Raw genomic sequence first — 20,802 nt, forward strand, 5'->3', positions numbered from 1 at the left:
ATATAAAACTTATGTTTTATTATTTAAAATTGATTTTAAAAAGGAGCATTAGGTTGGGTGAAACTTTGGTCTTTGTATTTCAGCGCATCGCGTAAAATATTGGCTTTGATGCCGATAAAGAAATCATACACTTTGTACTGCCCATAAGGAATCCAGTTAAAGTTGATGGTAAAACTTCTTTGATCCCGGGAAAAGCCAAGTCTTGTGTTCGCAATTTGTTTGGTAACCAAGTCGTAATACAGGTTTCCGCTAAGACTCCAAAAAGGAGTAAGTTTCAGGGTTCCGTCTAAACCCAGGGAAGCCATTTTGTTTCCAAAGCGGGTTAAACTTCTGTTGTAGCTGTATTGTGCATTGATGTTTAAAGTCCAAGGTTGTGTAAATCGGGCATAACCATCATCATCAAAATAATATTCTTCATTTCGGATTTCTCCTTTTTTACTATATTTTTTTGAGAGGTCTTTTTTTTCTTTTCCACTAAAAGTTTCGTTGCTCAAAGGATAGGAGAACTGTGCATTGAATCCCTGAACACTGAAATGGCCGAAATTTTCAGTACGAATTCCGATATCTGAATCTGGTGCAAAAATAATCTGGTAAGGTTCCAGTGTCAAGCTCGTGTTGAGATTGAGTTTGTCAAACAAAGTAGTTTGCCCATTAAAACTGAAAATGGACCATTTGTATTGTGGAGCCGCAAAATTATAATTGGTATTGAAATTTAAAGTTTCGAAGATTTTTACTTTTTTAAAGCCGGTAGAATCTTTTTTGGATTTTACTTTCATTTCCAAATTATTGGAGATCGCAAAACTCAAAGCTTGAAGTAAGAATGAATTTGGAGAACCGATAATTCCGCGATCAAAGATAGAGTAAGGCGTCATTTCGCCACGATCGTTGTAATAATTTTTATAATATCCAAAACCTGGAGCAGAAAAATCTGGGGAGTAATTGAAACCGATTTGCGGCGTCATCATGTGACGAATGGCCTGGATTGGACCTCCTTTTTTAAAATTCAACATTCCGTAAAGGACTGTTTGTAAACTTGCGCTTGAAGAGAATGATGAATAACCTGCAATTTTTTTATTCAAAACATCTTCTACATTATTGCTGATAGGATTATAAAATCGCGTTAACGTTTTGGTGGTAAGTGCATTATTAATATCGGCAGAAATAGAAAAAGTGAAATATTTCGCAATGGTGGTGTTGGTTCCTAATCCAATTTTATTTTGTAGACCAGTCTGCAGTTTATCAAACATTGCTTTGGTGAAAAGTTCACCTTCATTCGTCTGAACATAATTATTGAAATTTAAGCCTGTGTTCACCGTGATGTTTTCCAAAAGTCCTTCTCGGATGCCGGTTTTCGGTTTAAAGAGATAAAACTGATTCACGGCAACATTTAAAACCGGCAATTTTAAATCAGCCAATCCCGTGGAGAAATTTTGCGAATAAGAAGATGTTCCAGTTATTGTAATAGGTAATGTTAAGAAACGCTTCACCACACTCACACTAGAGTTTTGCTGCGCATTGAGATTGTTTTGATTAAATGCGTAATTATTATTGACGGTGTTATTGTAAAATTTATTACTCACCACATCTACAGATGCTGCAAAAGTTAGAAAAGGGTTTGCTTTGCTGTCTTGCTGGTGTCGCCAAGCAATTCGATACGTTCCGGTTTTAGAATAGTCAGAAAGCCCTTTGATTCCTCGTATTGTGGTTCCAATATCTGCTGAGAAACTTCCAGAATACCTGTAGTTTTTCTTATAATTCATTTCCGGCCGAAGATTCCAACTTCCTTTTGTGTAAATATCGGTGAGGATTTTTAAGTCGAAATGTTCTCCGATAGGTTGGTAATAACCCAAAGAGTTTAGAAAAAATCCCACATCTTCGCGCTCACCAAAACTTGGGATCAAAATTCCGGCGCTTCTTTTATCTGAAAAAGGTAAAATAGCAAAAGGCATGATCAGTGGAGTAGGAACCTGCTCAATATATAGTTGAATCGGACCGGTAATAACTTGCGATTTATTTTTTCCTTTGATTAACTTAATGTTTGGAGCAAGCAAATAATAATCGGCGATGGTGTCTTTTTTCTTAATGAAATACTCGTCGGTCGTATATTTACCACGTTTCATGAAGAAGACAGAATCGTTGTATTTCTTTGTTTTTTCAGCCACAATTACACCTTCGCTTTCTTCGGTTCTGGCGTTAAATGCAATGGCCTGTTTGGTTTTTAAATTGTAGGAAAACTGATCTGTTTCGTATGTTTTTCCGCCTTGCGTCGTCACTACAGGGACTTTTACTTTCCCTAATGAGTCCAGTTCTCCGCGTGCAAAAATCAAAGATTTATCCCAATCAATAGAGATGTAGTCGGCTTCGATTTTCATATCTTGGTACTGAACCTCTGCTTTTTTATTGAGGTAAGTCATCTTTTTAGGGATGTCATTTCTCATATTATCAGCTTTGGTTTGTACAATCGCTTCCAGTTGTTCTTTTTTTACCTTAATGGTATCAGGTTTGCGAATAGGAGCAGTAACCATCTTGTTTTCAGGCAATTTTTGAGCGTTCAATTGTGCTAAAAAATTGTTAAAAATTAGGATAATTAGAATTAGTGGTATATTTTTGAAGCTGGTTTTGACCAAAGCGATTTTTTCTGTAATTTGTGGTCAAAATTAATACAATTTTTAAAATTTAAAGATGATTACCCACAGTTTTTCTATTAAAAGATATTTTTTATTATTTTTTGTACTGATATTCACCTTTGGTGGTGCTCAGAAAAAATTCACGATTGTTTTAGATGCTGGTCATGGTGGAACCGATATTGGAACCAATAGAAAATACAGCGATTTAGGAACAGTTCGCGAGAAGGATATTACTTTAGCGGTGGTATTGAAGTTGGGCAAAATGCTCGAAAAGGAAAAGGATTACAAAGTGATTTATACCCGTAAATTTGATGAATATCCTTCTCTTTCAGAACGAACCACGCTTGCTAACAGAAGCAAAGCAGATTTGTTTTTGTCGATTCATGTAAATGCTTCTCCTTCGTCAACGACAGAGACGAATGGTACAGAAACCTTCATACAAGGTCCTAATCAGAATCGCACGAATTTAGAAGTGGCCAAAGCGGAAAATGATGTAATTTATCTTGATGAAAAAGATCGGGAAATGTTTGCGACCTACGATCCGAAATCTCCGGAATCTTTGATCGCGCTAAAAATTCAGCAGAGTAAATATTTGGAAAGCAGTTTGCTTATCGGAAGTCTGGTCGAAGAAAACTTCACCAATAAAGATAAAAGAGCCTCTCGCGGAATAAAACAAGCCGATTTGCACGTGTTGCGAATGAATGCGATGCCTTCCGTGCTTATCGAAACAGGTTTTGTGAATAATTATGAAGATGCAAGTTATTTATCCTCCGAGAAAGGTCAAAATGATATTGCAAATAGTATTTTTGATGCCATTCAGAAATTTAAGAAAGCAATGGAACGCAATGCTGGAGAAAAAAATCGTCCAAAACTTGCAGAAAAAATAGAAGAGAAGCCACTGAAAAATGATTTCAGAATTTTACTGATGTCAACACCCATGAAATACAGTGCAGATGATCCTGCGTTAAAAGGTCTGAACTATATTCTTCCGATTAAAGAGAATGGATTTTACAAGTATTATTATGGTACCACGAATCTCGCTTCAGTACGAGATGCTAATTTAAGATCAGCTAAAGACGCGGGCTTCAAAAATGCAACAGCAATCTCTTTTGTGCCTAATCAGAAATTGGGAATCGGTTTTTATACATTAGAAATAGCAGTTACAGATCAGAAATTAAGCGCTAATTCCTATATGCTAAATTCATTGAAAGAGGTGAACCGGGACAAAGAAAATGGTAAGTTTTACTATACCTACGGGAAATTTGCAAGTTTAGAAGAAGCGATAAAGACCCAGAAAGACTTAGAGGGAAAAGGAGTAAAGAATACCGTTGTTCAAAAAGTTTTCAAATAAAAAGCAAAGATTCTTGCAGGATCAAAACAAAATTAATATTTTTGCAGTCCTCAAAGCAAAGGCCTATTCGTCTAGTGGTAAGGACTCAAGATTTTCAGTCTTGCAACAGGGGTTCGATTCCCTTATAGGCTACTAAAATTGAAAATTTTGAAAAGTTTTTTAAAAAATATTTTGTAATTAAAAAAAGATTACTATCTTTGCACCCAAGTTTTTAGAAAGATATGGCAAATCATAAATCAGCTCTGAAAAGAATCAGACAAAGCGAAAAGAAAAGATTAAGAAACAGATACTACCACAAAACTGCGAGAACAGTTTTGAAAGTATTGAGAAATGAGGAGGATAAAGCTGCTGCTGCAATTCAGTTGCCTTTAGTGATTTCTTTGTTGGATAAATTGGTGAAGAAAAACATCATCCACAAAAACAAAGCGGCCAACCTTAAAAGTAAGTTGACAAAACACGTTAATAAATTAGCGTAATTTTATAAAATTCTAAGACGCTCTGGCCCGTTCGTCTATCGGTTAGGACCTCAGGTTTTCATCCTGGTAAGAGGGGTTCGACTCCCCTACGGGCTACTTAACTTCCAAAAATTTATTTTTTGGAAGTTTTTTTTTGTGTGAATTTTTTTTGTTTTTTTTCATTGTAGTTAACTATGATGAAATTTTAGGAATGAACAAAAAAAACCGAAGCAGAATAATTTCTACTTCGGTTCCGTTCATCTTTTGTGTGTTCTTTTCTGTTGATAGTGAGGATGTTTTTATCTAATCTTTCTTGATTATTTTATAAACTTCTTCCCCATCTATCGTTCGAGTTTTAATCATGTACATTCCTGCACTTAGTCGCTCTACATTGATAGAAGTGTCTTTTTGATTGGGTTTAGATTCCATCACTTTTCTTCCTGTGCCGTCATATATTTCAATATTTAAAACATTTTGCGGAGATTTCAAATAAAGCATGCTTTTCGTAGGATTTGGGTAAACCTGCATTTTCGTTTTCGTTACCGCAGTGCTTGTCAATGTTGCACAATCTGGTACTACTGTAATGTATCCCAATTTTATTTTGGTGTCGCTTCCGATATAGTTCGCTGCGACTAATTTTACTTGATAAGTTCCCGGCGAATTGTATGTTACGTTTACCGTTTTGGTAGAAGCGGTTCCAGGTGTTCCTCCTTGGAATGTCCACGTCCAACCCGTAGGTTTATTGGTGGAGGTGTCTGTAAATTTCACAGGTCGTCCTACACAAGTTGTAGTTTGATCTGCAATGAAATCTGCGACAGGAGCAATAATTGGACAGGTGTCTGCTGTTTTTCCCATTGCGAATCCATCAGTATTCCCACTAAAATAAGCGTAGAAATGATAAGGTGTGGCGCAAACATTATTTTCTACTGTTTCTGTACTTGCTCCATCTGCATTACCACCAAAGTAGGGGAATTGATTAAATGGAGTGCTACAACTTGCATTATCTGCAAGTTTTTCTAAAGCAAAACCATCTGCATTTCCGCCAAGATAAGCGTAGTAATGAAAGGGAGTTGCACAGGTTGTGCTCTCTAGTATCTCTATTGCAAAACCATCTGCATTTCCGCCACGATACGCATAATCTTCATCGTTTTGGGCTTTCAGAAAGGTTTGGAAGAGAAAGATGAGACACAATACCGGTATTCTGGTTATAATTGTTTTCATCTTCTAATTTGATTTTTTTGTTAAAATAATTTTGGTTGAAAGTTTCCTTTCGTTTCAAATTAGAATCAATTATCTTACGCCTCTACCGCCGTAGTTTGGGTTTCTGGTTAACAAAGTAGTTTCACTTCTATCAGAAACTCTTAATTTTGCGCTGTTGCTCGTGCTGTATCCTGCTTCATAAAAATGTCCTCCTCTTACAAAAACCCCAGTTGGATCTGGCCATAGCAACTGATCAGAGTCACCATCACTAACGGTTATGGTAGATAATTCGCCATCTCCCAAAACACCTGTATAAGTGCTTCCACCCGCTGTTTTTGCAGCAACTGCAAATTCTCCTACATTACCGCTCATTTCCATTACGCCGTAATACGATGCAGCGGCAGACAATCTACCTGAAGCGTTGGTTGCTGTAAATCCGACTTTTGTTGGACCATTAAAGAATTGTGGATTACTAAAGCTTGTTGCGCCATAATTTGCACGGCCATTTGCAACTGCATTATAACCTTCATTTGCTAATCCTTGGTTGGTAACTGATGAGGTAACAATTGAAGCAAGATCGATCGATCCCCATGCATTTTCATTCGCAACTGGTGCAATAGGACCACGGCAAATTTTTTCAAATTCAATTTCACTCATTGGTCGTAATGCTGCCCAATCTAAATACGCACTTACATCTGCATAACTTAACCAATTCATTGCGATATTTTGCCCATCATTCAAATCATCAAAATCTCCTGGGGTTAAATCCATTCCATAAACAGCAGGAACTGCAGCATTGCTTCCGGGTACTTTTATTTTAATACCATTTCGATAACTATTATAAAAAGCAAACGTAGAAGCAGCAGCATCTGGACTTGCAACGGATCGACGAGCTTGCTGACCGTAAGTAAGAGAATTTAAAAATTCTACATATTGTTCTTGAGTAATTTCATATTTCATGCTGTAGAAACCATTCCATCCTTTAGGAAAAGCAGCAGGAGCAGCGTTTCCAGTTCCGATAGACCCAGAACTGATGGAGCCGTTTCCGGTAATTTCAAATTTTGTAAAAGCACTGGTAGAGATTCCATCGCCGATCCAGTAAGAAGTAGATTGTGGAATATTTACCATTTCTATGCCCATTACTTTGAAGTTATAATTCTCATAATTCGCTGCAGCAATATTCATTTTTAAAGTGATAGAGGTCGTAGCAATATTTCCTCCACCATTAATTTTTCGAGATACAAATGCTCCCTTTCCGTCTGTAACACCATCAATTTTCAGAATGGTTCCGCCTGCAACATGATCTGCGGAGGTAACGCTTAAATCAGCATGTCGCCATAATTTGTCGGCACAATCTTGGTATTTTACAAAAACCCAAACGGCATCAAAATTAGCGGGAGTAATATTGGTTTTCCAGCTGTTGTCCCATTTTAGGTTGAAGGTAATTTTTCCGGTACTGGTATCCACAGTAGTGCCGGTAATTTGTAAATTGTTTGCCTGTGTACTCATTGCAAACAAACCCATTGCAGCAATTGCAAGTTTTTTAAAGTAGTTTTTCGTGATCATTTTTTTAAGTGTTTAAGGATTGTTGATTTTTTAGTAAGATTTTTGATTGATACTCACAATCAAGATCTCTTTGTTTGTACTCATCCAAAGGTAGAAGTAGGCTGAAAAGTTTTTATACCCTCGATTGGGTATTTTTTCTTCAATTGTATTTTTAGGAACCTTCAGATTTTTTCTTCAATTTTAAAAGGAAATTATGGGTTCTTCTAAAAATTAAAATCTTTAGGAACATTCAGTCCAGGTTTGGGGATTTTTAGAAATTTTGTGTGAATCGCAAAGGAGATAGACCTCAAAAACAACGTACTTCATCCTCTGAATTGCTACCAAAGCGAGGTGAAAAGCTGAAGCATCTTGATGAGGTTTGGAAGAACTTAGAATGTTCTTTCCAAATTCCAAAACGTTTTAATAACTTTTGAATTAAAAGGGAATGCAGTGAAAATGGCACTTTTTTCAATTTTGAGAAGTAGAATCGCTCTTCTTTAAAATGATAAAAATATCCGGAATATTGCGTAATTTTTACAAGGTTGTTTGAGCGGAGGTCTCGGTAAGAGATTCTTTTTGCTGCTGAGATTGCGCGTACAATTTTTTGGCACTCCATTTTGCATGTCTTGAGGGGGCAATTTTAAAACCCTTTTTAAGGGAATAAACTTTTGTAAATTCTGCACCGAAAAAAATTAGCATGCACGTATAATTGATCCAAAGCATGATCAAGACGATGGTTCCGGCGGTGCCAAAAACTGAAGTGGGCTTCAATTCTGCAAAATATAAACTGAGAAGAAATTTGCCGACAGTGAATAAAGTTGCGGTAAGAATTGCTCCGGGCCAAACTCCTTTCCAGGAAATTTCTGCATCGGGAAGTACTTTAAACATAAAAGCAAAAACCAGAATCACGAGCATAAATCCAATGGAAAAATTAACCGTTTCTATCAAAACATAAGTTTCTAAACCTAATCTTGAAGTGATATAATTATTGAGCAAACTGATTGCAGAAGAAAGCAACATGGTAATCATCAATAAAAAACCGATGACCAAAATCATTCCGAGAGAATTGGCGCGATCGAGTAAAAATTTCACCATCGCTTTTTTCGGTGCGGCTTCGATGTCCCAGATCTCATTTAAAGCTTTTTGAAGTTGGAAAAATACGGTAGTTGCGCCAAATACAAGAGATAAAACGCCCACCGTTTTCATCACAATATTTTGTTTGTCGATGAGTGCTCCTGCTATTATATCTTCAACACTTTTCGCCGCTTCAGTTCCCATCATGGAATTAATTTGACTGCTGATTTGTCCCTGAATTGCTTCTTGGCCGACGAAATTCCCTGCAATCCAAATGATAATAATTAATAATCCTGGAATCGAAAATATGGCATAATACGCTAAACTCGCAGCATCTTTCGTAGCCGAAGAATTGTTCCACTCGGTGAAAGTTTCTACTAAGGTTTTCCAGAAAAATTTTAGATTCATCATTAATAATCGGTTTTATTTAAAATGGATATCCGATTGCGATATTCAAAATTATATTATCTTTTCTCCAAGCTCCACTTCCAAAATTAATTCGATCGAGAGTCCATCTTTCAGATTCTTCGCCATAAGGAATTCTTAATGGCATTGCCAAATCTAATCTTAAGATCAAAATTGAAAAATCTAACCGAAGCCCAACTCCTGCTCCAACCGCAATTTCTTTGGTGAATTCTTTCGAAAATTCCCCACCTGGTCTTGTTGGATCTTCATTGACGAGCCAAACGTTTCCGGCATCTGCAAAGGCGGCAACATTGAGAAATTTATAAATATTTGCGCGGTATTCTGCATTCAATTCTAATTTAATATCTCCAGATTGATCGAAGAAAAAAGTGGCATTTTGAGTTCTTGGATCATAACTTCCAGGTCCTAAAGTTCTTGCTCTAAATGCACGAATACTGTTGCTTCCACCCACAAAAAATTGTTTCGTGTATGGCATATAAATCGAATTTCCGTACGGTAATCCAATGCCCAAAATTGCTCTTGTCGCAATCGAACTTTTAAAATTTACTTTTCTGTAATACCTGAAATCATGTTCCATTTTTGCGTATTGGCTAAACGGAATGTTGAAAAATTCTTTTTGTTTATCGGCTTTTGCATCGGCTCCAGTTACCAAACCGGCGATTGTTCCGGCAATATCTACACTTCCTTTATAATAAAAAGTGTTTTTCTTTGGCAGCATTGTATTGGTGTACGTAAAACTGTAAGCAGTGCCGAAAGTCAATTGTTTATCTACAACTCTTTGCAGCGAAGGATTTGCGGGAATTCCTTTTAGTGGATTTCCGTCAATCTGCTCCTGATATTTATCGGTAATGTTTTGGGGCGCAACCAAACTCACATCCAACACTTTTAAATCGTGTTCTTTTCTTTCGTTTTCTTTCCACAGATACCCGAATGAAGTATTGAAATTGTGTAAAGTGTACAATTCCGTCCTGCTCAAGTATTCATACCCAATATTGAAATTCGTTCGTGGAACATACGCGCTGGAAGATCGAAATTTGAATGGCGCCACAATTCTGGGAATCGAAAGTTGCGCATTTGCTCCAAATCTGATGATGTTATTTGCATCTTTTGGTCCGCCAACTTGCACATCAAAAGCACCATAAACAGAAGCTTTTACTTGTTCTGCACCTCGGAAAAAATTACGGTTCGTCCAGTTTAAATTGACTTCTCCACCCGTATAATTGGCGGAATTTGTTTTTCCTAATGTTTCTAAACGTAAAGATTGAAAAGGACGTGGCGTCAATAAATAATAGGCATCAAACTGATGATTTAAAGAATCTGAAACGACGAATTCATTTTTCACAAATTTAAAAACGCCCAAACTAATCAGTCGGTTCAACGATAAATTATGATCGGTTCTATTATACAAATCACCTTTTTCAAAGTAAAGGGTGCGGTCGAAAATTTTCGGTTTAAATTTATGCTCCGGATCGATGATGTATAGATCGTTGTACGCTTTTACAGAATCCGTTTTGTAGGGAATTCCATATTTTCCCAATTTTAAATCTGCAATATTGTAATCTGCAAAAACGATGGTTTTATTAATCGTAAAAGGCTCTTTTGAAAGTTGTGGCGTGTTTTTTTTCAGCTTGACGAAAAGTTCTACTTTCGGCTCTTTTTGAACGGTAGAATCGGCTTGAACAATAATATTATCTGGACTGAAATAATAAAATCCGCGGTTTTTCAAATGCTCATTGATCCGTTCTCTTTCTGCTTTAATCACATCCAGATCAAAATGATTTCCGACTTTTAAGAAAGTTTTGTCTTTAATATTTTGAATTTCAGAATTAATAACCGTGGAATCTTCAGGGAAATTAACTTTGCTGATCAAATATCTCGCGCCGGGTTTCAAAGCATAAAGAACAGAGGCTTTTTTATTTTTAGAAATGGTGTCGGAAGAAGCTTTTGCATTGAAAAAACCTTTGTTCTCCGAATAATTAACGATAATTTTTTTATTGAATTCCCGATCTACGTCTCCTAATAAAACTGGTTTTTCGCCGATTTTGTATTTGAGCCAATACCGAATTCCTTTTTGTTTTTTGGGCTCTTTCGTGATGTTATAAATGTAAAGTCGCGGTCTTAATCCTAAAAAAGAAGAGTTAGGTTTCGGTCGTAACTGATCTTGAAGCGCTTCTTTTAAATTTGATTTTTCCTTTTTAGAAAGGGTATCATTTTTAATAGAAATTTTTGCTCCCGTGTAAAGAATTTGACCTTCCTGCAAAAATTTGGTATTGCTACAAGATGAGACGATCAACATTAATGAAAATGCTGCAAATATTTTATAATAAGATGTTTTCAATGCTATCATTATTTTGAAGACGTATTTTGTTCTTTAGTTTCTGTATTTTTCTTTGACCTTTCAAAAATCTCCCGAAATTTATCGTAATCTAAAGTGATGATAAACCCAACTCCAGTTTCGATAATTTGTCCTTGCAAAGCCACTTGATAATCATTTTTACGATACGCTCTCAACATATATCTTCCGTCTTTGGATAAGCTGTAATCCAAAGTAATGTCACCTGCAATATTGGTCATTTGCTCATTTTGTCTTGCATCACCTTCGAGCGCGAAATTATTTCCGACCGTTACTTTCAATCGGTCATCAAATAATCTTTTAGACAATCCGACATTCAAATCGGTTCTTTCATTTTTATTTCCAGTGGAATAATCTTCTGTAGAATTTAAATCGAAATTCAGTTCTACACCGCCAATTAAATCTTTCGCCAAATTGTTTAATTGTTCCGATAAGATGCGACTCACACTTTGTTTTGCTAAAGTTGAAGCCGATAAACCGGTTTCCGTTTGGAACGGATTTTCCCCGATAAATCTGTTCAGCAACAATAAAGCAAAAACCTGTTTGTTCATTTCAGATTCTTCTCTTCTCAACTGATCCAGTTTGGCTTTCGTGTTGTCTAAAACCGTTGCAGAAACCGAATTGTTTTCCTCCGCAGTCGTAATATCAAAGGTAATTATCGGTTTCAATAATTCGCCATTCATCTTTAATAATGTATTGAAAGGAATTCTCTGTTTATACTGATTCAGTTCCGAACCAGAAACTCCGGTTAACTGTTGTTGCAACAAATCGAGTGGTGCAGCGTCGGTTTGATAGATCGCCGTAATGTCAAGATTTGCAGTCATCGGTTCTCCGGTCCAAGTAATCGTGCTTCCTTTTTGGATCTCAAATTTTCTTTTCAGCAAACTCACCGACATTTCATAAGCTCCTTTTTCCACCTGATAAACGCCTACTAAAGTTGTTTTTCCTGATGGATCAATTCCGCCCGTTAACTGCGCTTCACCCTGAAGTTTTACAAAATCACCATTGGCTTTATCGATGATCAAAGAGATTTTCGCTTCTTTATTGACGTCGATATTTACATTCACATCCATGCCTTTAATTTGGCTTTGATCCGTCAAAGAATCTGTTTTAATGGTTTTCTGCAATGCGATTTGATCTTGGTCAATAAATTCTACAATTCCTTCTCTTTCCTTTAAACCAGGCGAAGATTGGGGTAAAACAAAAGTAAAATCGGTTTTGTCGGTTACCGCTAAATTGCCATCAACTTTAGGTAAATCGAGATCGCCTCTGATTCTTAATCCCGCGTCAATTGCCAAAACGCCGTACATGATTCTATCGTTGTTTTTTTCAGAATCTACGACTTTGAAATTTTTCGCATTTACTTCTAAGTTAAAGGCAAAATCTTGATAGGTTTTGGTCAAAACGGACCCACCAATTACAATTGCGTTTCCGGATTCGTCTTTAATTTTGAAATCATTGAAATCAATTCCGCGGTTCGTGAATTTAATTTCATCGTTGATATTTTTGAATTTACTTCCCAATTGCGTAATTCCTAAACCAACGTCATTAAATTTCACCGCTCCTAAAACATTTGGTGCTTTTGTATTTCCGCCAATTTTTAAATTCCCAGAAAGATAACCTTCTGGATTTTCGATGGCATTCTGAGAAAATCCTTGAACCGTTTTCATCTGAAGTTGGTTCATCTCTAAATTCATATCCAAACCGCTGGATTTGGTATTGTAAGTTCCTGCCAATTTCACATCATTATTAAAGCCGGAAAGCGCGATGTCTGCACGAATTAATTCGGAAGTTTGATTGTTCGCTTTTACGTCTAAATTCCCGACCGGACTTCCGTAAAAGAATAAATCAGTGATTTTTAGATCAGAAGTAAACGCCATGTTGTTTTTCAAATCCCGAAGTTGCGCCGTACCATTAATTTTTCCTTTTGCGAGGAGAGAATCTTTTTTCACGAGTTCGGTCAATGTTTCAATTTTGAAATCTTTCAGCGTAATATTGAGCGGACTGTTCGGAGCATTGGTTTCCGACTGAACTTGGATTTCGCTTCCTGCATTAGAAATACCGAAATTATTAGCCAAAATTCCGCGACTGCTTAGTTCTATAAAATTGTCGGGCGTCACTTGCCAATCGGTGTAATTTAATTTTAAACCATCTGGATTTAATTTTATTTTGGTGAGATCGCCCATTTTCTCTACATTTCCGGCAATCAGGAATTTCGTCGCATCTTTTTCATCTTTCGTAGAAGCATTGTACGTGATGAGGTTTTCTTTGACATCACCATTTAAGCGAACCTTCATCAATGCGATGCTTTCATTATTGAATTGTCCCAAATTGATGTCGTAAACTAAGGCATCATTCAAATTATTAATGGCTAAAGTTCCATTACTAATGTTATTTTTTCCATAAATAAGTTCTGGAATCTGTCCGTTGACTTCCAGTTTTTTGGAATCTGCATCGTAATTCCCGGATACAGTAATCGGTTCGAAACTCGTTAAATCAGGGACGAATTTTCGCAGTAGATTGTCGTCTTTTACTTTTGCATTGAAGGTAAAATATTGGTTTGCATCAACTTTTACCGTTTTTGTTCCGGGTTTTTGAAACTGATAATATTGGTTAATGGTTTGCTGTAAAGAGCCGAAAATCTGGGTTAATTTGTATTTTCCTATCAAATCAACATCTGCAATTTGGGATTTGAGCTCAATTCTGTTGCTGTCTAAAGTTGAAATGGCATTCAAATAAACTTCCTGCAAAGGGAAAATATCTTTCGTGTCAGAAATCGCAAAATTCTGCAAGTGCAAATATCCATTGGGTGCGTCGGGATTTAAACTGGAAAAATCACCCTCGATGTCTCCTGCAAGAATCATTTGATCCTTATAAAAACCTAATTTATTTAAATCTAATTTATTGATGCTGCCATTAACTTTTACAGTAGGATTTTTATTGGTAAAATTCCCGGAAGCTAATATTTTCAGATTCGCATTTGGATCTTTGGAATCAAGATTAATGGCATAATTCCCGCGGTTAATTTTGCCATTCAACGCCATATTTCGATAGGTGTAACCATTGTAATAAACCGATGTGACGTTCCCTTTTATCGCTGCATTCGCTTTTTTGGGATCAAAACTTTGACCGTTGACAGAAATTTGTCCGGTAATGGAACCTAAATCTTTATTCTGAATGATGGATCCAATTTGTAAATGCTGCAGGTTTGCCAAAACATCATATTTTTCCTGACCTTTCTGTTTCATATTTACAGAAGCTCGAATCGCGGCATTTCCTAAAGTGGAAGTCAGTTTCAGATTCGTATTTACAATTTGCGTTGTTCCTTTCGCAGTTCCCACGATTTTGAAGTATGAAGGCAAAGAAATGGTGCTTGGAATTGTATTTTTCGGAACCAAATTAAAAATTGTTTTTGCAGAAGAGGACAATTCGCGAATATTCAAATCATAATATAAATTCTTCGGATTCATCGCATTTTTGATGGTTCCAGAAGCTTTGACGATTAATTTATCCAAACCCGAAACTTCTAAATTTTGAATCGTTAAATCATTCAAAGTTCCTTTTAACCTCGTATTTAGGTTTAATGTAGAATTGGGATATTTATTGAAAGGCGCCGTATTTCGCAAGGAAGGAACCAGCATCAAAATATCGCTGAATCCCACTTTAGAATTTTTGATGTTGGCTAAAATTTTCACCGCACCTGGATTCGCAGAAAGTTGCTCAATTGAATTATAATTCAAAACCACTTCATCACGCAAAATGGTTTTCGGGGTTTGCAAATAGAGATCTTTCAGATACGCTTGTTTTTCTTCATACACGAAATCGGTTTCGAATTTTTGAATGTTTAAACCACGATTTTCTTTAATTTCTGCTGAATTCACGGTGCCTGCAAAAGTGCCGTCTTTCATTTTAAAGTTTCGAACTTCCAGATTCATTTTCGAAAAATCCAGGTGATTGAAATCTATTCCGCTTTTCGTGGAAGCAATTGCGGTGTTGTCGTAAATCACTTTTACATCATCGAAAATCAATTTGTTCAGCAAAACTGCGAGCGATTTTTCTGTCTCTGGTTTTGTATTTGTTGAAGGTTTCGGATTTGCGTTTTTAGCGGGTAAAAATAGTTTCGCATTGATGTCTGCTCCTTTTAAATAGACATTCTCAACTTCGAAATCGCTGTTTTCTAGATCGAGTTTGTTGATTTTCGTGGTGAGTTCTTTAAAAATAACTTTCGCAAAAGTTTTTGAGTTGTCATCGCCGTAATCGATATTGAAATTCGTCAAATTGATTTTATTCAAACCAATTTTCATGGGTTTTTGTTGATTCAAGGAATCTACTTTTTTCTCCACTCTTTTTGCAACTTCCTCCATCAAATCTTGCTTCAGTTTCAGCCGAAGTCCATCCATATTGATGTCATTTGCTGCGTAAGAATTATTTTGAAGATCAAAAGTTTTTACCTGCGTGTTGAAAGATTTAAAATAGACATTAAGGTCATTCCGGGATTGTTGGTCGATAAAAGAAATCCCGATATCTTTCAAATTAATTTTATCCAAAGAAATAATGAAAGGTTTGGAAGGCGTTTTTTCTTCGTCTTTGGTGGCGAAAGCATCGATAATATAATCAAAATTGAAACTTCCGTTCGGATTTCGCACCACATTTGCTTTTACTCCTTCCAAATCAATAGATGTTATATCGGCGGTATTATTGAGGAGTTTTGGAATATTTAATCCGACATCTAATTTGCGGGCAAACAAAAGCGTATCTACTTTTTGACCTTTTAAAAAGAGGTTTTCCATCACTAAACTGTTTGGAAAACCAATGTAAACGCGGTCTAAACTGACTTTGGTTTTTATTTTTTTCTCTAAATAGTTGACCAATTTTCCTTTCGCAAAATTTTGTACAGCAGGTAATTGCAGGCTTAAAACCAACGCGATGATCAACGCCAATAATGCCGCAATGCCGATTCCCGTATATTTTAAAATCTTTTTGTAGATATTCACTTATTTAAATTAGATGGATTAAAATTTACAAAAAAAATACATTACGATTGTCATTAATGTATTAATAATAGATTAATTTTATGTTTTTTCCTCTTTGCTTACGTTATAAACCGCATAATTCTTCCTCACGAAATTACTATTTTTAGGTAAACAACCTATATTTGTAAAAATTTGAAGATGAAAATTCTACTTTTAAACGGTCCTAATCTCAATCTTTTAGGAACTCGTGAACCAGAAATATACGGTACTGTTTCCATGGAAATACATTTGGAACTCTTACAAAAAGCGTACCCAAAACACGAAATCCTTTATTATCAGTCAAATGTAGAGGGCGAAATCATCAATCGGTTGCAAGAAAATGATTTTGAAGCGTTGATTATTAATCCCGGAGCTTTCACGCATTACTCGTATGCAATTGCTGATTGCTTGAAAAACATTTCTCAACCAAAAATTGAAGTTCACATCAGTAACATTTATAAACGGGAAGAGTTTCGTCAAAAATCGGTGACCGCAGTGAATGCAGATGGAATTATCAGTGGTTTTGGGATGAATGGTTATTCGCTCGCGGTTGCAAGTTTGATTTTGTAAGTCGAGATCTAGAAAACGAACTTTACGAAAGAAAATCTAAGTTGAAAATTCTGCTTTAAATCAATCGAGGAATGATTATTGCTCAAAAAAATCAAAATAAATAGACCATGAAGAAGTTTTTTTTTGTTCTTACCATTATCACTTTAGTTTCATGTAAAAAAGATAAGGAAATCATTTCTGATAACATTGTCGTGGATTCTACGAAATCAGTTACAGACAGTTTGCAGCGTCCGGAGCTCCGAAATCCAGACAAATCTGTTGCCTTTCAAATCCTTCCGCAAAATATTGCGAGCGAAAAAGGGAGAACAATTTTTAAGCAAAATGGAAATGTACTCTTTTATTTTGACCAAAATTCAAACGAAGGAAATATTAGAATTGATGGGAAAGATTACACTTTATCCCAATTTGATTTTACCGAAAATAATTATTCCATTTCTGGAAATGGAGTAGAAATTGAGGCTGCGAATGGGGATTTTAAAGACGAAAAAAATGAGTGCATGGAAGGTGATTTCCCCGAAATCAAAGTTTCTCTTGATGGTAAAATCGTTAATTTAGCAAATATTACGTCAGAAGATTGTTCGAACTATTGATCTAAAATTCCTCGTTTTCACTCCACTGCGATTCATCAAATGAATGGCTGTCTTGAGCTAAAAGTTCTGCTTCCCGCTCCAGATAAGCTTTCATGGTAAAAGTCACTTTATCCGATTTTTCTTCTTTCGCCAATTTTCTGGTCACCGCTTTATCGATGAGCATAAATCTCTGTCCTAATCTTCGGGCTGCATACGCTCTCATTCCTGTGGCTTTCAAAATATCGACTGCCATGTTCACTGCGGTTCCCAATGTTTCGCGATAAATATTATCGACGCCATTATTGATAAAATCATAAGCGTCGAGTCGGTTTTTCGACCGAACAAAAAACTGCAGTTGTGGAAATTTTTCTCGCGCATATTCGAGAATAAATTTATTTTTTTCCGGGCTATCTAAGCAAAGAATGAGTAAATCTGCTGTTTCTGCACCCGCTGAACGAAGAATTCCGGGTTTTGAAGCGTCTCCAAAATAGACTTTAAAACCATTTGATCGCAAGATGTTCACTCTTTCAGGATCATTGTCCAAAACGGTTGCCTTCACGCCATTTACACGCAATAATCTTCCAACGGTACTTCCAAAGTGACCAAATCCGACAATGATTATTTTCTGTTGTTTGATGGGTTCTGTAATTTCATTATTTTGATGGTGTGTTCTGGGCCATCTTGGTTCAATTAATTTGTCATTAATGAGTAATAAAATTGGCGTAATGCACATTGTAATGGCGGTAATTGCAAGAAGTTGTGCATTTAATTTTGGATCTAATAAATAGAGATTTGTGGAATAATTAATGAGAACAAAAGCAAATTCTCCAATTTGAGATAAGGCAAAAGCGACCATGAAATTTTGATCAATCTTCAGTTTAAAGAATTTTCCAACGCCGAAAAGTACACCGAATTTCACTACTAAAACGACGATCGTGGTGGTGAAAATAAACATCGGATCTTCCAGGATGACGAAAAAATTGATGGTTGCACCCACACTTACAAAGAAAACTGCGAGTAATAATCCTTTGAAAGGTTCGATCTGACTTTCTAGTTCATGTCGAAATTCGCTTGTCGCCAACATTACTCCTGCGATAAATGCGCCCAAAGCTGGAGATAATCCCGCAGCATTCATTAATTCTGAAACACCGATGACGAGAAATAGGGAAGAAGCGGTCAATAATTCATTCATTCCGGAACGCGAAACATATCGTAAAAAAGGGACAAAAATGTAGCGTCCTAAAAATATTAAAAGTAAAACTCCCAGAATAATTGAAAACGGTTGCAACCAATCTGGCAAATATTGCAAGAGAATCATTTGCTCTTTATCTTTTGGTCTTGAAGCCAAAACCGGCAATAATGCCAAAATGGGAATCACCGAAATATCTTGAAATAAGAGAATGGAGAAGGAGGATTCGCCGGCTTCTGTTCGGAAAACATTTTTTTCTTTTAAAGTCTGCAAAACAATCGCAGTAGAGGAAAGTGCAAAACACAACGCGGCAACTAATGCTTGATCAGGTCGCCATTTTGCGATATAAAAAATCAGAAAAAGGATGGTTACGGTGAACAACATTTGACTGAGACCCATTCCGAAAATTTTCTTCCTAATTCCCCAGAATTTTTTCGGTTCTACTTCTAAGCCTATTAAGAAAAGCAACATGATCACGCCGAATTCTGTTGTATTCATGATGTCTTCGGAGCCGCTCCCTGTCAATTTTAAAACAAAAGGTCCAATGATAATTCCACCCAAAATAAATCCAATGACCGAACTCAAACCCAGTTTTCGAACCAATGGAACCATAATGATGGCTGCACCAAGAAAAATGAGCGCGGTCATTGCAAGGGAATTTTCCATTAGCTGATGTTGAGTGTTCTTTTTATTTTTTCTGAAATCTGAGTCAATTCCTCTTTTGTTAAATCGTCGGAATTGTGAACTGCAATTAATTCTTTAACTTCGATTTGATTTACTTTTAAAGATAAAGTGAGGGATCGCAATAATTCGCCGATCGTCGTTTCATACATTCCTTGCGGTGTATAATGTTCTGCTTTTCCACCCACGGTTACAATAATAATTGCATCTTTATTTTGAAGCGGATGATTTTTTTCCGTCGTCCAAGTCATGTCGAAAACCTCATCGATCCAAAGTTTCAAAAGCGGCGGAATAGAAAACCAAATCAAGGGAAAATGAAATATCAATCGTTCGTAATCTCTAATTCTTTTTCTCTCCTTAAAAGATTGAATGTGAAAATCGGGATATTCTTCATATAAATCTTTAAAAACCAAATTTTCAACACCCTCATATATTTTTACCAGTTCCACATTTGATGTAGAATATTCAAAATATGGATGAGCAAAAATGACGAGGGTTTTTTTCAACTTTTTGAATTTTTATAAAAATACTGAAAAAAAACAAAAATTACGATTTAATCGAAAAAATATATTCAGTATTTTTGGGAGATGAAGGTTGAAAAAGTAGTTACCAATAAACATAAAATAGAATTTTTAGCGTTTCCAGCGCGGCTTTTTTCGGGAGATTCAAATTATATTCGTCCGCTTGATAAAGACATTGATGGTGTTTTTGATCCGAAAAGGAATAAATTTTTTCGTTTTGGCGAATGTGAACGGTTTCTTTTTCTGAATGATCAAAAAGTGGTGGTAGGAAAGATTGCCGTATTCATTAATAAAAAATACAAACAAAAGCAACCAACGGGTGGATTTGGTTTTTTCGACTGTATTGATGAGGAGGAAACCGCGAATTTTATTTTTGATTTTGCAAAGAATTGGCTTCAGCAAAAAGGAATGGAAGCGATGGATGGACCGATTAATTTCGGGGAGCGCGACAAGTTTTGGGGACTTTTGACGGAGGGTTTTTCTGAACCGCTTTATGCAATGAATTACAATGCACCCTATTATAAGAAACTTTTTGAGAACTATGGGTTTCAGGTTTATTTCAATCAACTGTGTTTTGGTAGAAAAATTCATAATCCTGTCGCAGATAAATTTTTAGAAATGCACGAAAGAATTTCAAAAAACAAAGCCATTTCTGCAAAAAGAATGAAGGTAAAAAATTTGGAAAAATTCGCAATTGATTTTACAGAAATTTATAATAAAGCGTGGGCAAATCACGGGGAAGGAAAACAGTTGACCAACGCACAAACATTGAAGCTCTTCCTGACTTTAAAACCGGTTATCAACGAACATATTTCCTGGTTTGTTTACGAAAATGAAAAACCGATCGCCATGTGGATGAATATTCCCGATCTCAATCAGTGGTTTAAATATTTGAACGGAAAGTTTGGAATTTTGCAGAAACTGAAATTCCTTTTGATGAAGAAACTGACGAAAAATAAGAAGATGGTCGGTTTAGTTTTTGGGATTGTACCCGAATGGCAAAAAAAGGGAATCGATGGATTTATGATTTGGGAAGGAACAAAACACTTTAGAAAAGCTACAGATTTCGAAGATTACGAAATGCAATGGATCGGTGATTTTAATCCGAAAATGATGAAGATTGCAGAAAGTTTAGAGACTGAAGTAACTAGAAAATTAGCAACTTATCGTTTTCTTTTTGATCGAGAGAAGGAGTTTGAAAGGCATCCTGTTTTATGAAGATATCGCGG

General features: G+C 36.1%; 13 protein-coding genes and 2 tRNA genes. 7 read left to right on the plus strand and 8 right to left on the minus strand.

What is annotated here, in order from left to right; genetic code table 11:
* Positions 1-35 precede the first annotated feature (35 nt).
* Complete coding sequence (locus tag BW932_RS02105) at positions 36-2,627, minus strand: putative LPS assembly protein LptD (protein WP_084566418.1); 2,592 nt, start codon at positions 2,625-2,627, stop codon at positions 36-38.
* A gap of 55 nt (positions 2,628-2,682) precedes the next feature.
* Between BW932_RS02105 and BW932_RS02110 the strand changes: the two genes are divergently transcribed.
* From BW932_RS02110 to BW932_RS02125, 4 genes are all read left to right on the plus strand, one after another.
* Complete coding sequence (locus tag BW932_RS02110) at positions 2,683-3,978, plus strand: N-acetylmuramoyl-L-alanine amidase family protein (RefSeq protein ID WP_076384909.1); 1,296 nt, start codon at positions 2,683-2,685, stop codon at positions 3,976-3,978.
* 60 nt (positions 3,979-4,038) lie between these two features.
* Positions 4,039-4,110, plus strand: a tRNA-Glu gene (locus BW932_RS02115).
* A gap of 89 nt (positions 4,111-4,199) precedes the next feature.
* Positions 4,200-4,454, plus strand: coding sequence for a 30S ribosomal protein S20 (rpsT, locus tag BW932_RS02120; RefSeq protein ID WP_076384911.1), 255 nt, complete (start codon positions 4,200-4,202; stop codon positions 4,452-4,454).
* A 24-nt stretch (positions 4,455-4,478) separates the two neighbouring features.
* Positions 4,479-4,550: transfer RNA gene (locus tag BW932_RS02125), tRNA-Glu, on the plus strand.
* A 186-nt stretch (positions 4,551-4,736) separates the two neighbouring features.
* On the opposite strand, the gene BW932_RS02130 is transcribed toward BW932_RS02125, so the two are convergent.
* From BW932_RS02130 to BW932_RS02150, 5 genes are all read right to left on the minus strand, one after another.
* Entirely contained in the window at positions 4,737-5,654 is a 918-nt protein-coding gene (locus tag BW932_RS02130; protein ID WP_076384913.1) for a PKD domain-containing protein, read from the minus strand.
* 69 nt (positions 5,655-5,723) lie between these two features.
* The gene (locus BW932_RS02135) at positions 5,724-7,199 is read right to left on the minus strand and encodes an SUMF1/EgtB/PvdO family nonheme iron enzyme (protein WP_076384915.1); all 1,476 of its coding nucleotides are present in this window, start codon (positions 7,197-7,199) and stop codon (positions 5,724-5,726) included.
* A gap of 513 nt (positions 7,200-7,712) precedes the next feature.
* Positions 7,713-8,663, minus strand: coding sequence for a YihY/virulence factor BrkB family protein (locus BW932_RS02140; RefSeq protein ID WP_076384917.1), 951 nt, complete (start codon positions 8,661-8,663; stop codon positions 7,713-7,715).
* A gap of 16 nt (positions 8,664-8,679) precedes the next feature.
* On the minus strand, positions 8,680-11,025 hold the full coding sequence (gene tamL / locus BW932_RS02145) for a translocation and assembly module lipoprotein TamL (protein WP_076384919.1): 2,346 nt from the start codon (positions 11,023-11,025) through the stop codon (positions 8,680-8,682).
* On the minus strand, positions 11,025-16,019 hold the full coding sequence (locus tag BW932_RS02150; protein WP_245820643.1) for a translocation/assembly module TamB domain-containing protein: 4,995 nt from the start codon (positions 16,017-16,019) through the stop codon (positions 11,025-11,027). Before BW932_RS02150 ends, tamL begins: the two co-directional genes overlap by 1 nt.
* Positions 16,020-16,202: 183 nt before the next feature.
* On the opposite strand from BW932_RS02150, the gene BW932_RS02155 reads away from it, so the two are divergent.
* Together BW932_RS02155 and BW932_RS02160 are read left to right on the plus strand one after the other, a co-directional pair.
* Complete coding sequence (locus BW932_RS02155; RefSeq protein WP_076384923.1) at positions 16,203-16,613, plus strand: type II 3-dehydroquinate dehydratase; 411 nt, start codon at positions 16,203-16,205, stop codon at positions 16,611-16,613.
* A gap of 107 nt (positions 16,614-16,720) precedes the next feature.
* Positions 16,721-17,203, plus strand: a complete 483-nt coding sequence (locus BW932_RS02160) for a hypothetical protein (RefSeq protein WP_076384925.1) — start codon at positions 16,721-16,723, stop codon at positions 17,201-17,203.
* Between the two features lies 1 nt (position 17,204).
* Here BW932_RS02160 and BW932_RS02165 read toward each other — a convergent pair whose 3' ends face one another.
* Together BW932_RS02165 and BW932_RS02170 are read right to left on the minus strand one after the other, a co-directional pair.
* The gene (locus BW932_RS02165) at positions 17,205-19,037 is read right to left on the minus strand and encodes a monovalent cation:proton antiporter-2 (CPA2) family protein (RefSeq protein ID WP_076384927.1); all 1,833 of its coding nucleotides are present in this window, start codon (positions 19,035-19,037) and stop codon (positions 17,205-17,207) included.
* Positions 19,037-19,558 carry an NAD(P)H-dependent oxidoreductase gene (locus tag BW932_RS02170; RefSeq protein ID WP_076384929.1) on the minus strand — a complete coding sequence of 174 codons (522 nt, stop codon included), beginning with the start codon at positions 19,556-19,558 and terminating at the stop codon, positions 19,037-19,039. Before BW932_RS02170 ends, BW932_RS02165 begins: the two co-directional genes overlap by 1 nt.
* Before the next feature lie 81 nt (positions 19,559-19,639).
* Between BW932_RS02170 and BW932_RS02175 the strand changes: the two genes are divergently transcribed.
* Positions 19,640-20,791, plus strand: a complete 1,152-nt coding sequence (locus BW932_RS02175) for a hypothetical protein (protein WP_076384931.1) — start codon at positions 19,640-19,642, stop codon at positions 20,789-20,791.
* The last annotated feature ends 11 nt before the right edge of the window (positions 20,792-20,802 follow it).

Origin of the sequence: Kaistella chaponensis (assembly GCF_900156725.1) — a bacterium.
In the GTDB taxonomy this organism is placed as follows: domain Bacteria; phylum Bacteroidota; class Bacteroidia; order Flavobacteriales; family Weeksellaceae; genus Kaistella; species Kaistella chaponensis.

Coding starts and splice junctions, on each gene's coding strand:
- BW932_RS02110 (WP_076384909.1), top strand. CDS start 2,683: ATGATTACCCACAGTTTTTCTATTAAAAGATATTTTTTATTATTTTTT.
- rpsT (WP_076384911.1), top strand. CDS start 4,200: ATGGCAAATCATAAATCAGCTCTGAAAAGAATCAGACAAAGCGAAAAG.
- BW932_RS02130 (WP_076384913.1), bottom strand. CDS start 5,654: ATGAAAACAATTATAACCAGAATACCGGTATTGTGTCTCATCTTTCTC.
- BW932_RS02135 (WP_076384915.1), bottom strand. CDS start 7,199: ATGATCACGAAAAACTACTTTAAAAAACTTGCAATTGCTGCAATGGGT.
- BW932_RS02140 (WP_076384917.1), bottom strand. CDS start 8,663: ATGATGAATCTAAAATTTTTCTGGAAAACCTTAGTAGAAACTTTCACC.
- tamL (WP_076384919.1), bottom strand. CDS start 11,025: ATGATAGCATTGAAAACATCTTATTATAAAATATTTGCAGCATTTTCA.
- BW932_RS02155 (WP_076384923.1), top strand. CDS start 16,203: ATGAAAATTCTACTTTTAAACGGTCCTAATCTCAATCTTTTAGGAACT.
- BW932_RS02160 (WP_076384925.1), top strand. CDS start 16,721: ATGAAGAAGTTTTTTTTTGTTCTTACCATTATCACTTTAGTTTCATGT.
- BW932_RS02165 (WP_076384927.1), bottom strand. CDS start 19,037: ATGGAAAATTCCCTTGCAATGACCGCGCTCATTTTTCTTGGTGCAGCC.
- BW932_RS02175 (WP_076384931.1), top strand. CDS start 19,640: ATGAAGGTTGAAAAAGTAGTTACCAATAAACATAAAATAGAATTTTTA.